At 71.0% G+C, this 13,703-nt stretch carries 10 protein-coding genes and 1 pseudogene; 8 read left to right on the top strand and 3 right to left on the bottom strand.

Features of this window, described 5'->3' with window-relative positions; genetic code table 11:
• Positions 1–9 precede the first annotated feature (9 nt).
• Positions 10–170: pseudogene (locus AB0D31_RS26090) on the bottom strand (RNA polymerase subunit sigma-24); the annotation flags it as partial.
• A 27-nt stretch (positions 171–197) separates the two neighbouring features.
• On the opposite strand from AB0D31_RS26090, the gene AB0D31_RS26085 reads away from it, so the two are divergent.
• The 6 genes from AB0D31_RS26085 to AB0D31_RS26060 all read left to right on the top strand — a co-directional run bounded on the left by AB0D31_RS26085 (position 198) and on the right by AB0D31_RS26060 (position 9,137).
• A complete protein-coding gene (locus AB0D31_RS26085; RefSeq protein WP_362727512.1) occupies positions 198–1,205 on the top strand; it encodes a LacI family DNA-binding transcriptional regulator in 1,008 nt (335 codons plus the stop codon).
• A 225-nt stretch (positions 1,206–1,430) separates the two neighbouring features.
• The gene (locus AB0D31_RS26080) at positions 1,431–2,855 is read left to right on the top strand and encodes an extracellular solute-binding protein (RefSeq protein ID WP_362727511.1); all 1,425 of its coding nucleotides are present in this window, start codon (positions 1,431–1,433) and stop codon (positions 2,853–2,855) included.
• Between the two features lie 64 nt (positions 2,856–2,919).
• On the top strand, positions 2,920–3,864 hold the full coding sequence (locus AB0D31_RS26075) for a sugar ABC transporter permease (protein WP_362727509.1): 945 nt from the start codon (positions 2,920–2,922) through the stop codon (positions 3,862–3,864).
• A gap of 156 nt (positions 3,865–4,020) precedes the next feature.
• On the top strand, positions 4,021–4,896 hold the full coding sequence (locus AB0D31_RS26070; protein ID WP_362727507.1) for a carbohydrate ABC transporter permease: 876 nt from the start codon (positions 4,021–4,023) through the stop codon (positions 4,894–4,896).
• Between the two features lie 118 nt (positions 4,897–5,014).
• The gene (locus AB0D31_RS26065; protein WP_362727505.1) at positions 5,015–6,598 is read left to right on the top strand and encodes a glycoside hydrolase family 13 protein; all 1,584 of its coding nucleotides are present in this window, start codon (positions 5,015–5,017) and stop codon (positions 6,596–6,598) included.
• A 67-nt stretch (positions 6,599–6,665) separates the two neighbouring features.
• On the top strand, positions 6,666–9,137 hold the full coding sequence (locus AB0D31_RS26060) for a discoidin domain-containing protein (RefSeq protein WP_362727503.1): 2,472 nt from the start codon (positions 6,666–6,668) through the stop codon (positions 9,135–9,137).
• Between the two features lie 23 nt (positions 9,138–9,160).
• Here the strand turns inward: AB0D31_RS26060 and AB0D31_RS26055 are convergent, their stop codons facing one another.
• Both AB0D31_RS26055 and AB0D31_RS26050 read right to left on the bottom strand, forming a co-directional pair.
• The gene (locus AB0D31_RS26055; protein ID WP_362727502.1) at positions 9,161–9,937 is read right to left on the bottom strand and encodes an alpha/beta hydrolase; all 777 of its coding nucleotides are present in this window, start codon (positions 9,935–9,937) and stop codon (positions 9,161–9,163) included.
• Between the two features lie 77 nt (positions 9,938–10,014).
• Positions 10,015–11,247: a citrate synthase gene (locus AB0D31_RS26050; RefSeq protein WP_362727500.1), complete on the bottom strand. Its 1,233-nt coding sequence runs from the start codon at positions 11,245–11,247 to the stop codon at positions 10,015–10,017.
• Between the two features lie 130 nt (positions 11,248–11,377).
• On the opposite strand from AB0D31_RS26050, the gene AB0D31_RS26045 reads away from it, so the two are divergent.
• Together AB0D31_RS26045 and AB0D31_RS26040 are read left to right on the top strand one after the other, a co-directional pair.
• Entirely contained in the window at positions 11,378–12,535 is a 1,158-nt protein-coding gene (locus AB0D31_RS26045) for a citrate synthase/methylcitrate synthase (RefSeq protein ID WP_362727499.1), read from the top strand.
• Positions 12,536–12,547: 12 nt separating this feature from the next.
• Positions 12,548–13,690 carry a GTP-binding protein gene (locus tag AB0D31_RS26040; RefSeq protein WP_362727498.1) on the top strand — a complete coding sequence of 381 codons (1,143 nt, stop codon included), beginning with the start codon at positions 12,548–12,550 and terminating at the stop codon, positions 13,688–13,690.
• The last annotated feature ends 13 nt before the right edge of the window (positions 13,691–13,703 follow it).

The following is a 13,703-nucleotide window of genomic DNA, read 5'->3' as shown; positions in this document are numbered from 1 at the left end:
CCGTCCGGTCTCCGGGCGGTCGACCAGCGCCGCGAACTGCCGGGTGAGCCGGATCGCCTCGGCGCCGAGGTCGACATCGCCCGAGTAGCCCTCGTTGAAGACCGAGTAGAGGACCGAGTAGAGGACGCGCAGCACGGTGGCCACGTCCCCTCTCCGTTACGCAAACCACTTGCATAGCTTGCGCTAGTCTTGCGCTCATGACGCGACGACTTGCTCAGGTGGCGAAGAAGGTTGGAGTCAGCGAGGCCACGGTCAGCCGGGTGCTCAACGGCAAACCGGGAGTCTCCGAATCCACCCGGCAGGCCGTGCTCACGGCGCTCGACGTGCTCGGCTACGAGCGCCCCACGCAGCTGCGCGGTGAACGCGCACGCCTGGTCGGCCTGGTGCTGCCCGAGTTGCAGAACCCCATCTTCCCGGCGTTCGCCGAAGTCATCGGCGGGGCCCTCGCCCAGCAGGGGCTCACCCCCGTCCTGTGCACCCAGACCAAGGGCGGCGTCTCGGAGGCCGACTACGTCGATCTGCTCCTGCAACAGCAGGTCTCCGGCGTCGTCTTCGCGGGCGGTCTCTTCGCGCAGGTGGAGGCCCCGCATGGGCACTACCAGCAGCTCGCCGACCGCAAGGTCCCGGTCGTGCTCATCAACGCCGCCATCGAGCACCTCGACTTCCCCGTCGTCGCCTGCGACGACGCCGTGGCGATGGAACAGGCCTGGCGCCACCTGGCCTCCCTCGGCCACGAGCGCATCGGCCTGGTGCTCGGGCCGCCCGACCACGTGCCCTCGCGGCGCAAGCTGGACGCGGCCCGGGCCCTGGCCGCCGCGGCCGGTACCGAGTTCGCCGAGGACCGCGTCGAGCGCGCGATGTTCTCCCTCGAAGGCGGCCAGGCCGCGACCTCCCGCCTCCTGGAGCGCGGCGTCACCGGCATCATCTGCGCCAGCGACCCGCTCGCGCTCGGCGCGGTGCGGGCCGCGCGCAGGCGGGGCCTGGACGTCCCCCGCGACATCTCCGTGGTCGGCTACGACGACTCCGCGTTCATGAACTGCACCGAGCCCCCGCTGACCACCGTCCGCCAGCCCATCGAGGCGATGGGCCGGGCCGCCGTCGAGCTGCTCTCCGCGCAGATCCAGGGCGGTGTGGTGCCCCCCGGCGAGCTGCTCTTCGAGCCCGAACTGGTGGTCCGGGGGTCGACCGCGCAGGTGCCCCGCTAGCCGGTCCTTACGCAACTTGCGTGTACGCGTCATCCAGCGCGCCGGGCGATTCCGCTCGGCGCGCCCTTGTGTGCGCCCGCAGCACCCATTGCGAACAGGATGCTGTCGAAGTTTTACGAAATCAGCGCGAGATATTGCGCAGTCGCGTCGCCGATGGTTGAGTGTGCCGCGCCCCGCTGCCGTCAGCGACGGGCCTTCCACGCTCCTCCCGAAGGGGTCCTCCCGATGAGACGCACCTGGTTCCGCCCCGCACGACACGCACGCCGCACCGCTGCCACCGCCCTGGCCGGCGCCCTCGCCCTCACCGCCCTCGCCGCCTGCGGAACCAGCAGCAGCGACACGGGAGGCGGTGACAGCAAACCCGGCACCGGATCGAGTGACCCCGCCGCTCCGCTCGACCCGAAGGCCAAGGTCGACCTGACCATCGACTGCATGCCGCCGGCCGCGAAGGCCGCCGAGCTCAAGGAGTGGAAGCAGGACGTCGCGACGTTCAACAAGACCTATCCGAACGTCCACATCATCGGGAAGTCCACGCCGGGACAGTGCGAGGAGCCGCCGCGCTTCACCGCCGCTCTGAAGGCGAAGTCCCAGACCGATGTCTTCTACTCCTACTTCACCGACCTCCAGCAGGTCCTGGACAACAACGGCGCCGCCGACATCTCGGCCTACGTCACCGACAAGTCCGTCCCCGCCCTGAGCAGCATCGACCCGGCCGTGATGGGGGTGTACAAGAAGGACGGCAAGATGTACGGGCTGCCCACCAGCAATTACCAGATGGGCGTCATGATCAACCGGAAGCTGTTCCAGCAGGCCGGGCTCGACCCCGACAAGCCGCCCGCCACCTGGGACGAGGTGCGCGCCGACTCACAGGCGATAGCCAAGCTCGGCAACGGCACCTACGGCTACGGCGAGTACAGCGCCGAGAACACCGGCGGCTGGCACTTCACCGCCGCGGTGTACAGCCTCGGCGGCGACGTGGTGGGCGCCGACGGCAAGGCAGCCTTCGACAACGCCACCGGCAAGCAGGTGCTCCAGCAGCTGCACGACATGCGCTGGACCGACCAGAGCATGAGCAAGACCCAGCTCCTGAAGTGGGGCGACCTCCAGAAGCAGATCACCGCCGACAAGCTCGGCATGTTCCTCGCGGCGCCCGACGACATCGCGTACATGGTCCAGCAACTCGGCGCGAAGTACGAGAACTTCGGCATGGGCCCGATCCCCGGCGCCAAGGCCACTCTCACCGGCGGCAACGGCTACATGATCAAGCAGGGCAGTTCGCCCGACAAGATCAAGGCCGCGATCGCCTGGCTCAACTTCAAGAACCTCTCGCCGGGCAAGGGCCAGTTCGAGTGGGCCCGTACCAAGGCCGACCAGCTCCCGGTCGGGGTGCCGCAGCCCAACTTCTTCACGGGTTCCGTCAAGGCCGACGACCTCAAGTCCCGTACCGCCAACGCCACCATGCCGGTCGCCAACTTCGCGCCCTATCTGGCCAACCCGGTCCCGGGCAAGGCGGAGCCGCCGAAGGCGCAGGAGGTCTACAAGGTCCTCGACAACGCGATGTCCGCGGTGCTCACCAACAAGGACGCCGACATCGCCAAGCTGCTCTCGACCGCACGGACGCAGGTCGACCAGGTCCTCGCGAACCAGTAGCGCGCACGACGGCAGGGGCCGGAGCACCCTCCGGCCCCGCCCGCCCCGGATATCAGGAGTGACGATGTCGGCCTCCACCCTGCCCACCCGGGAAGCGACCCGGTCGCACCAGGGCGCCGAGCTGCCCAGGCAGCGCGGATTCGCGCGGGCGCTGAGACGCAACCTCACCGCGCACGGCTTCCTCATCGGCGCCGTGCTCTGTTTCGCCTTCTTCTCCTGGTACCCCATGGTCAGGGAGTTCGTCCTCGCCTTCCAGAAGACGAAGGACGGCCGCACCACCTGGGCCGGCTGGTCCAACCTCAGCTATGTCTTCCACGACCCGGCGTTCTGGCAGGCCTGGCGCAACACCCTGCTGTTCACCGGTCTCGCCCTGATCCTCGGCTTCGTCCTGCCGTTCCTCGTCGCCGTCCTGCTCAATGAATTCCGGCACGGCCAGGGCTACTTGAGGCTCCTCGTCTACTTGCCCGTGATGCTGCCGCCGGTCGCCTCGGTGCTGCTGTTCAAGTACTTCTACGACCCCGGGTACGGCCTGTTCAACCGGATCTTCGAGCTGTTCGGGCTGCCGGCCCAGCAATGGCTCCAGTCCACCGACACCGCGATGCTCTCGGTGGTGATCGCCGCGACGTGGATGAACATGGGCAGCGCCACCCTCGTCTACCTCGCCGCCCTCCAGGGCATCCCCGGCGAACTGTACGAGGCGGCCGAACTCGACGGCGCGGGGCTGCTCCGCAAGATCTGGCACGTCACCGTGCCGCAGACCCGGCTCGTGCTCTCGCTGATGTTCCTCATGCAGATCATCGCCACGATGCAGGTCTTCACCGAACCGTTCCTGCTCACCAACGGCGCGGGCCCCGAGGGTTCCACGACGACCGTGGTCTACCTCATCTACCAGTACGCCTTCAACTTCAACAACTACGGCGGCGCCGCCGCGCTCGGCCTGTGCCTGCTCGTCCTGCTCGCCGGGTTCTCGGCGGCGTACGTGCGGCTCAGCCGCGACAGCGACACCTAGTTCCGCCGCTTTCAGGGGCGTCGGCCGCGGGCCGTCGATGGCTGATCGCGCAGTTCCCCGCGCCCCTTGGGGGGCGCCCGGCGCCGTGGCGGACCCTCCGCTCACCGCCCGACGACGGCACGACCGGAACGACGACCGGATACGGACTGAGGAACCATGTCGACACGCACACTCATCTCACCGGCCACCCTCGGCCGCACCCGGGGCAAGGTCGTCTACTGGACCGTCTTCGCCTTCGTGATGCTCCTGTTCACCCTCGTCTTCATCGGGCCGCTGTACTGGATGGCCGTCAACGGGCTGAAATCCACCGAGGAGTTCACCAGGATCCCGCCGACCCTGATCCCGCACGGCGTGCACACCGAGAACGTCACCAACGCCTGGCGCGTGATGGACTTCGCGAGGTTGCTGCTCAACACCCTGTGGTACGCGTTCGGCGCGCTCGCCTTCCAGCTGGTGCTCGACGTGGCCGCCGCCTACTCGCTGTCCAAACTACGGCCCGTGTTCGGCAAGGCGATCCTCGCGATGATGCTGGCCACCCTCATGATCCCGGCCGCGGTGCTCGTCGTACCGCAGTACCTGACCGTGCTCGACGTACCGATCTTCAAGCGGAACCTGCTCAACACACCGTGGGCGATCTGGCTGCCGTCCGTCACCAACGCCTTCAACATCTTCCTGCTGAAGCGCTTCTTCGACTCGATCCCGCGTGAACTCCTGGACGCCGCCTCCATCGACGGGGCCTCGCCGCTGCGGACCCTGCGCTCGGTGGTCCTTCCCATCTCCCGGCCGATCCTCGGCGTCGTCTCCATCTTCGCGGTGATCGGCGTCTGGAAGGACTTCCTCTGGCCGATGCTCACCCTGCCCGACCCCACCAAGCAGACCCTCAACGTGGGTATCTACTCGCTCGCCCAGGGCGTCCCCGAGAACTGGCTCACGGCAGCCCTCGCCATGGCGTCGCTCCCCACCCTCCTCATCTTCATCGTGTTCCAGCGCAACATCATGAGCGGTCTCACCGCGGGCGGCCTCAAGGGCTGACCGCCCCCCGACCGCCCGCAGACCGCCCTCCCCGCACTCCGCCGCCGGCTCCACCCACCATGCCCCCGCTGCTCGACGGGGCCGGCGGCGGGATCCCACCTGCCCGAAAGGACCTCCCGTGGCAGCCCACGAAAGCGACCACGAAAGCGACGACTGGTGGCGCTCGGCCGCCATCTACCAGGTGTACGTACGCAGTTTCGCCGACGGTGACGGCGACGGCACCGGCGACCTCGCGGGCGTCCGGGCGAAACTGCCCTACCTCGCCGAACTGGGCGTCGACGCCCTGTGGTTCACCCCCTGGTACCTGTCCCCGCTCGCCGACGGCGGCTACGACGTGGCCGACTACCGCACCATCGACCCCGCCTTCGGCACCCTGGCCGAGGCCGAGAAACTCATCGTCGAGGCCCGCGCCCTCGGCATCCGTACCATCGTCGACATCGTGCCGAACCACATATCGGACCAGCACCCGTGGTTTCAGGCCGCCCTCGCCGCCGGACCCGGCAGCCCCGAGCGGGAACTCTTCCACTTCCGGCCCGGCCGCGGCGAGCACGGCGAACTCCCGCCCAACACCTGGCCGTCCCAGTTCGCGGGGGAGACCTGGACCCGCGTCGAGGACGGCGAGTGGTACCTCCACCTGTTCACCCCGCAGCAGCCCGACCTCAACTGGGCCCACCCCACCGTGCGCCGCGAACACGAGGACGTGCTGCGCTTCTGGTTCGAGCGGGGCGTGGCCGGCGTACGCATCGACTCGGCGGCCCTGCTCGCCAAAGACCCCGCCCTCGCCGATTTCGTCGAGGGCACCGACCGCCACCCCTACATCGACCGCGACGAACTCCACGACGTCTACCGCTCATGGCGCGCTGTCGCCGACGCGTACGGCGCGGTCTTCGTCGGCGAGGTGTGGCTGCCCGACAGTGAGCGCTTCGCCCGCTATCTGCGCCCCGACGAACTGCACACCGCCTTCAACTTCACCTTCCTGACCTGCCCGTGGGATCCGGCACGGCTGCGCGCCTCCATCGACGACACCCTCGCCGAGCACGCCCCGGTCGGCGCGCCCGCCACCTGGGTGCTCTGCAACCACGACGTGACCCGCACGGTCACCCGCTACGGCCGCGCCGACACCGCCTTCGACTTCGCCGCCAAACGCTTCGGCACCCCCACCGACCTGGCGCTCGGCACCCGCCGGGCCCGCGCCGCCGCCCTGCTCTCGCTGGCGCTGCCCGGTTCGGTCTACCTCTACCAGGGCGAGGAACTGGGCCTGCCCGAGGCCGACATCCCCCGCGATCGGATCCAGGACCCCATGCACTTCCGGTCCGGCGGCGTGGACCCGGGCCGTGACGGCTGCCGCGTGCCGCTGCCCTGGACGGCCGAGCCGTGGTCGACCCCCTGGCTTCCGCAGCCCGACGGCTGGGCCCGGTACGCCGCCGACCGCCAGGCCGGCGACCCCTCCTCGATGCTCGCCCTCTACCGCCGGGCGCTGCTGCTGCGCCGTACCCAACCCGGCTTCGGTGACGGCGAGTTGACCTGGCTCGAAGCACCGGAGGGGGTGCTCGCCTTCGCCCGTCAGGACGGGCTGTGCTGTGTGGTCAACCTCGGCGACACAGCGGTCCCGCTCCCCGCACACCGTTCGCTGCTGCTCGCGAGCGGCCCCCTCGCCGACGGGCTGCTCCCCAAGGACACGGCGGTCTGGCTGCGCGCCTGACCCCGTCCGCACCACCCCGCTCCTTCCGCGTCCCCATCCCCGCTCCCCCCACGAAAGAGGGTCTGTCATGCGCATGATCAGAGCCGCACGCGACGCCGTACGTCAGGAGCCACCGCCCCCACCGACGGGAGCGGAGGTGTCCGGCCAAGCAGGGCGGGCCGGACGCACCCTGCCCGCCGGCCGGGCCGCCGCCGCGGTCGCGGCGCTCGCCTGTGTCGTCGCGCTCGGCGCGGTGGGGCTCGGCTCCGGCGCCTCGGCGTCGGCCGCCGAATCCGCCCCGCTCTCGCCGCTCGCCGTGGCGGGACGCGGCGCGAGCGTGCCGTTCACCGAGCTGGAGGCGGAGGCCGCCGCAACCAACGGCACGGTGATCGGCCCGGACCGCACCTACACCTCGCTGCCCTCGGAGGCATCGGGCCGCAGCGCGGTGAAGCTGAGCGCGGCCGGTCAGTACGTCGAGTTCACCCTCACCAAGCCCGCCAACGCCGTCGACATCCGCTACAGCGTCCCGGACAACGCGGCCGGCACCGGCATCAGCGCGCCCGTGGAGCTGAGCACCGGCGGAGCCAAGCTGAAGGACCTCACCTTCACCTCCAAGTACGGCTGGTTCTACGGGAGTTACCCCTTCCAGAACCAGCCGGGCGACAAGCCGCACCACTTCTACGACGAGACCCGCACCCTGCTGGGCAAGACCCTGCCCGCCGGGTCGAAGGTCCGCGTCACCCTGCCCTCGACCAGCGCGACCCCGTGGGCCGTCGTCGACCTCGCCGACTTCGAACTCGTCCCGGACCCGGTGGCCCGCCCCGCGGGCTCCCTCTCCGTGACGGACTACGGCGCCGACGCGAGCGGCGCGGCCGACTCGACCTCCGCCTTCCAGCAGGCCGTCGACGCCGGCAAGGCCCAGGGCAAGGAGGTCTACATCCCGACCGGCACCTTCAAGCTCACCGACCACGTGGTGGTCGACCAGGTGACGCTGCGCGGGGCCGGCCCCTGGTACTCGGTGCTCACCGGCCGCAGCTCCACCGACCGCACCAGGGCCGCCGGGATCTACGGCAAGTACGTCTCCGGCGGCGGCTACAAAGGCGGGATACGCCCGTACGAGGCCGGCGGCCCGAGCCGCAACGTCACGCTCAAGGACTTCGCGCTGATCGGCGAGATCACCGAGCGTGTCGACGAGGACCAGGTCAACGGGATCGGCGGGGCGCTCAGCAACTCGACTGTCGACAACATATGGCTTCAGCACACCAAGGTCGGGGCGTGGATGGACGGCCCCATGGACGACTTCCACATCAAGAACAGCCGGATCCTGGACCAGACGGCGGACGGCGTCAACTTCCACTGGGGAGTGACCCATTCGTCGGTGGAGAACACCTTCCTGCGCAACACCGGTGACGACGGACTCGCCATGTGGTCGGACACCGTGACCGACGCCAACAACACGTTCAAGAACGACACCGTGGTGGCTCCGGTCCTCGCCAACAACATCGCGCTCTACGGCGGCAGGGACAACGCGGCGACCGACAACGTGGTCGCGGACACCGTGACCAACGGTGGCGGTCTGCACGTCGGCAACCGGTTCGACGGCGTCAACCCCGGCAGCGGCACCGACGTCCAGGGCACGATCACGCTCGCCCGCAACACCACGATCCGCGCGGGCAACGCGGACCTCGGCTGGCCGTTCCCGATCGGAGCCGTCTGGTTCGACTCCCGCAACAGCACCATGGACAAGGCGACCGTCAACGTCACCGACACCGACATCCTGGACAGCTCCTACGCGGCCATCCACTTCGTGTCCGGGACCACCAAGGGCGTCAACTTCAGCAACGTCAACATCGACGGCACCGGCACCTTCGCGCTCCAGTTCAACGACCCGGCCCAGCTGACCATGACCGGCGTCACCGCGAAGAACCTCGGCTTCTCCGAGCCGGTCTACAGCTGCCTCGGCGGCAATCTCGCGCTCACCCAGGGCGCCGGGAACTCTGGCTGGAACTCCAAGCTGCCCGCCACCTACTGCGGCGAGTGGCCGGCGCCCAACTACAACCACGGCGGCAGCACGACCCCTCCGAGCAGCCCGCCGCCCACCGGGCCCAGCTCGCCGCCGCCCAGCACCCCGCCCGCCGACCCCGACCTCGCCAAGGGCCGCCCGGTCGCCGAGACCTCGCACACCCAGGTCTACGACGCGGCCAAGGCCGTCGACGGCGACGCCAACACCTACTGGGAGAGCGCCAACAACGCCTTCCCGCAGTCGATCACCGTCGACCTCGGCTCGGTGCGCGGCGTCGGCTCACTGGTCCTGAAGCTGCCGCCCGCCACCGCGTGGGGCGCCCGCACCCAGACGCTCTCCGTACTCGGCAGCACCGACAACGGCTCCTACGGACAGCTCGTCGCGAGCCGCGGCTACACCTTCGACCCGGCCACCGGCAACAAGGCGACCCTCACCCTGCCGGCCGGCACCAGCACCCGCTACCTGCGCCTCACGGTGACCGCCAACACAGGCTGGCCGGCCGCGCAGATCAGCGAGTTCGAGGCGTACGCGCCCTGACGGGCCGGGCCCGGCCGGGGTGCTCAGCCGACGCTGTCGTACAGCTCCAGCGTCAGGTGGGCCACCCGGCCGGGATCGCGCAGCGAGGGGAAGTGGTCGCTGCCGGGCAGCCGGACAAGACGGGACCCCGGGATGCGGGCGGCCACCGCCTCGTTCGACCGGATCACCAGCGGGTGGTCGTGCTCGCCGAGCGCCACCAGGCACGGCACGCCGATCTCGCCGAGCCGGTCGAAGGCGTCCGGGTCCGGGATCTGATGGCCGAGGTTGTTGAACCACCCCGGGATCGCCGCGCGCAGCTGCGCGGCGGCCTCGGGGTCATCGCCCGTTCCGGCCGCGCCCCAGGTGCGCAGGCCCAAGGCGACGAGGGCCTCCATGTCACCCTTCTGGGCCAACGCTCCTATATCCGACAGGAGTTCGCCGGATTGCAGCGCGGGGTCGCCGGTGACGCCGGGGCAGAATAGGGCGAGTCCCGCCACGCGCTCGGGGGCATCGAGCGTGAAGCTGAGGGCGGTCGCGCCGCCCATGCTGGACCCGACGAGGACGGCGCGCTCCACCCCGAAGTGGTCGAGCACGGTGAGCAGGTCGCCGGCGGGTGTGTACTGCTCGGTGGGCGCGGGGGAGCGCCCGAATCCCCGCACGTCGTAGCGGATGACGCGGTGGCGCTCGGAGAGCGGCGGCACGATCGCGTCCCATACGGCGGAGGCGGAGACCCCCGGGTGCAGCAGCACCAGCGGGATGCCCTCGCCGCCGGTGTCCTCGGCCCACACCTCGCCGCCCTTGACCGGCACGTTCAGTTCCATGGGGCAAGTCTGTCGGGTCGGCGCCGCCCAGGCCAAGTTGCCTGGCGGCCAAGCGTGTTCAGACCGCGCCGGACCGGTCAGGAGGGCAGGGGGCGCGGCGGGCGGGGGCCCGTGTAGTGGCCGCTCGGGCGCAGCCGGAGCGGACGTTCCGCGTACTCCTCCAGGGCGTGGGCGATCCAGCCGGCCGTGCGGGCCACGGCGAACACGGTCTCGCCGGCCTCGGCGGGCATGCCGAACGCGACGCTCAGCACGGCGAGCGCCAGATCGACGTTGGCGTGCAGCGCGGTGTGCCGGGCCGTGGTCTCGACGACGTCGCGCGCCGCGGCGAGCGCGTCGGCGGCCCGCGGCACCGTGGCGAGCAGCGCGAACAGGGCCTCGGCGCGCGGGTCTTCACCCGCGTACAGCTGGTGGCCGAGGCCCGGCACGCGCCGTCCCGAGCGCAGATGGTCGGCGACGACCGGGGCCGCGCCGCCGCGTTCGAGCACCTCGGCGAGGGTGCGGTGGGCGAGCCCGCTCGCGGCGCCGTGCAGCGGCCCCTCCAGGGCGCCGAGCCCGGCGGACACGACGGCGTACGGATGGGCGCGGGCGGATGCGGCGACCCGGGCGGCGAGCGTGGAGGCGGCCAGGTCGTGGTCGATGAGCAGCGCGAGTGCCGTGTCCAGCAAGCGAACTGACTGCTCGTCAGGAGCCAGCGGTGTCAGGCGCTGCCACAGCTGCCGTGCCGTGCGGCCCTCGACGGGGCGCCGTGCGTCGGCCGTCGGCAGGGCGCCGACCAGGGTCGGGATCAGGGTGCGGGCGCAGCCGAGCACCGCCGCGGGGGAGAGGTCGAAGCGCAGCGGGTCGGCCGCCGAGACCGCGACGGCGGCGGCCCGCAGCCGGTCCATGGCGCCGCTGTGCGCGGGCAGCGCCGCGACGGCGCGGCGGGCCGCCTCCAGGAACTGCGGGGGCGCGGTGAAGTGCGTTCCATGCGCCGGCTCTCCGGTCCACACCCACTCCGCGACCGCTTCGAAGCCGTAGGCGGCGGCCAGGTCGACCGCGTCGACGCCGCGGTAGTAGTAGCGGTCCTTGTCGATCAGGGTGAGGGCGGTGCGGAAGGCCAGGTCTCCGCCCGAGGTGCTCGCGGCCGGCTCCCGGCGGGCGCCGCGCCGGGCGAGCGCCTCGATCTCCCGCGCGTCGAAGGTGGAGCCCCGGCCGCCCGGCGCGCGCTCGCTGCTGAGCTGCCCCCGGCTGACGTACGCGTAGACCGTCTCGGGCTTCACGCCGAGCCGCTGTGCCGCCTCGCGCGTGGTGAGCCGCTCCTGATCCGTCATGGGGTCACCGTATCCATCGTGATGATGTTGATTCAATCAACATTGACACCTTCGAACTCAATCATAGACAGTCAAGTCAACATGAGGAACAGCAAGAAGACCAGCAAGAGGAACTGAAGGAGGCAGCCACATGGCCGGCACCACCACCGCCCCCACCGCGGTACCCCGCGGGCTCGCGGGCGTCGTCGTCACGGACACCGAACTCGGCGACGTCCGGGGCCGCGAGGGCTTCTACCACTACCGCCAGTACTCGGCCGTCGAGCTCGCCCAGAGCCGTACCTTCGAGGACGTCTGGCACCTGATGTTCCACGGCGCGCTGCCCGACACCGCCGAGCGCGCCGCCTTCACCGCCCGCACCGCCCGGCTGCGCCACCTGCCCGACGGCGTACGCGCGGCACTGCCGGGCATCGCCCGCACCGGGGCCTCCTCCGGTCCACTCGCCGGGCTGCGCACCGCGCTCTCCCTGCTGGGCGCGGCCAAGGGCTTCCGGCCGGTGTACGACCTGGCCGCCGGGGAGCGCGCCGACGACGCGCTCGCCGCGTGCGCCGCCGTCCCCACCCTCCTGACCGCCCTGTACCGGCTCGGCCAGGGACTCGAACCGGTCGAACCCCGCGACGACCTGCCCTACGCCGCCAACTACCTCTACATGCTGACCGGTTCGGAGCCCGAGCCCGAGCGCGCCCGCGCCGTCGAGCGGTATCTGATCTCCACCGTGGACCACGGTTTCAACGCCTCCACCTTCACCGCCCGCGTCGTCGCGTCCACCGGCGCCGACGTCGCCGCGAGCCTGGTCGCCGCCGTCGGCGCGCTCTCCGGCCCGCTGCACGGCGGCGCCCCCAGCCGCGCCCTGGACACCCTGGACGCGATCGGCACCCCGGACCGCATCGACGGCTGGATCCGCGAACGCGTCCTGGCCGGGGAACGGATCATGGGGTTCGGACACCCCGTCTACCGCACCGAGGACCCGCGGTCACGCATGCTGCGCGGGATCGCCGAGGGGTTCGGGGGGCCGCTCGTCTCGTTCGCCGTCGAGGTGGAGCGCCGGGTCGAGGCGATCCTGGCCGAGCTCAAGCCCGGCCGTGAGCTGCACACCAATGTGGAGTTCTACGCCGGCGTGGTCATGGAACTGTGCGGGCTGCCGCGCGCCATGTTCACGCCCACCTTCTGTGCCGCCCGGGTCGTCGGCTGGAGCGCCAATATCCTGGAGCAGTCGGCGGACTCGAAGATCATTCGACCGGCGGCCCGCTATGTGGGCCCGCCCCCGCCGCAGCCCGTACCCGCAATCTGAGAAAGGCCGCCGGTGGACAGCGCGAGCAAGCAGATCCCCGTCATCGTCCTCGCGGGCTTCCTCGGCTCCGGCAAGACCACCCTGCTCAACCATCTGCTCCGGGCCGGCCGCGGCACCCGGATCGGGGTCGTCGTCAACGACTTCGGCTCCATCGAGATCGACGCCATGACGGTGGCGGGCCAGCTCGGCGACTCCACCGTCTCGCTCGGCAACGGCTGCCTGTGCTGCGCGGTCGACGCGAGCGAACTCGACGTCTACCTGGACCGGCTCGCCCGGCCCGCCGCCCGCCTCGATGTCATCGTCATCGAGGCGAGCGGCCTCGCCGAGCCACAGGAGCTGGTGAAGATGGTGCTCGCAGGGGAGAACCCGCGGACCGTGTACGGGGGCCTGGTCGAGGTCGTCGACGCGGCGGAGTACGACACCACCCGCGACAGGCACCCCGAGATCGAGCGTCATCTGGCCGTCGCCGACCTGGTGGTGCTCAACAAGACCGACCGGGTCGACGCGGCGGCCATCGCCCGGCTGCGTACCACTCTGCCGGGAACGTGCGCGGTCGTCGAGTCCACGTACGGCCGGGTCGACCCGGAGCTCTTCTTCGACACGCGGCCCCGCACCGAACGGGTCGGCCAGCTCGCCTTCGAGGACCTCCTGGACGACGAGGCGCCCGGATGCGGCGAGGACCACGAGCACCACGCCGGGTGCCACGGGCACGGCGCGCATCTGCACGCCGGGTACGCATCCCTCGCCTTCACCTCGGAGGTGCCCCTGGACCCGCGCCGCCTGATGGCCTTCCTCGACACCCGGCCCGAGGGCCTCTACCGCATCAAGGGGTTCGTCGACTTCGGGGCGGCCGACCCCCGGAACCGGTACAGCCTGCACGCCGTCGGCCGCTTCCTGCGCTTCTACCCCGAGCCGTGGCCGCCCGGGCCGGACCGCCGCACCGAACTCGTCCTCATCGGCGCGGGCATCGACGCCTCAGCGCTCGACGAGCAGCTCGCCGGGTGCGTGGCCGCGACCACGGACGGGCCCCCGCCCGAGGAGGCGATGTGGGGCGTCCTGCGCTACGTTCCCGAGCCGGAGCGGGAGCCGCAGGACACGGTCCGGGACACGGACGAGGCCGGGGAGTTCGATGAACTCCCCGGCCCCATCGGCTAGTTGATGCCTCCGG

The sequence above is a fragment of the Streptomyces sp. NPDC048361 genome (genome assembly GCF_040651795.1).
Classification (GTDB): Bacteria; Actinomycetota; Actinomycetes; order Streptomycetales; family Streptomycetaceae; genus Streptomyces.
The sequence above is the reverse complement of the archived record's forward strand: the minus strand, read 5'-3'. Positions and strand labels throughout refer to the sequence as shown.

What these genes read in the sequence shown, in the direction of transcription:
- AB0D31_RS26080 (WP_362727511.1), top strand. Translation starts at nt 1,431, where the DNA reads ATGAGACGCACCTGGTTCCGCCCCGCACGACACGCACGCCGCACCGCT.
- AB0D31_RS26045 (WP_362727499.1), top strand. Translation starts at nt 11,378, where the DNA reads ATGGCCGGCACCACCACCGCCCCCACCGCGGTACCCCGCGGGCTCGCG.
- AB0D31_RS26060 (WP_362727503.1), top strand. Translation starts at nt 6,666, where the DNA reads ATGCGCATGATCAGAGCCGCACGCGACGCCGTACGTCAGGAGCCACCG.
- AB0D31_RS26050 (WP_362727500.1), bottom strand. Translation starts at nt 11,247, where the DNA reads ATGACGGATCAGGAGCGGCTCACCACGCGCGAGGCGGCACAGCGGCTC.
- AB0D31_RS26070 (WP_362727507.1), top strand. Translation starts at nt 4,021, where the DNA reads ATGTCGACACGCACACTCATCTCACCGGCCACCCTCGGCCGCACCCGG.
- AB0D31_RS26085 (WP_362727512.1), top strand. Translation starts at nt 198, where the DNA reads ATGACGCGACGACTTGCTCAGGTGGCGAAGAAGGTTGGAGTCAGCGAG.
- AB0D31_RS26055 (WP_362727502.1), bottom strand. Translation starts at nt 9,937, where the DNA reads ATGGAACTGAACGTGCCGGTCAAGGGCGGCGAGGTGTGGGCCGAGGAC.
- AB0D31_RS26075 (WP_362727509.1), top strand. Translation starts at nt 2,920, where the DNA reads ATGTCGGCCTCCACCCTGCCCACCCGGGAAGCGACCCGGTCGCACCAG.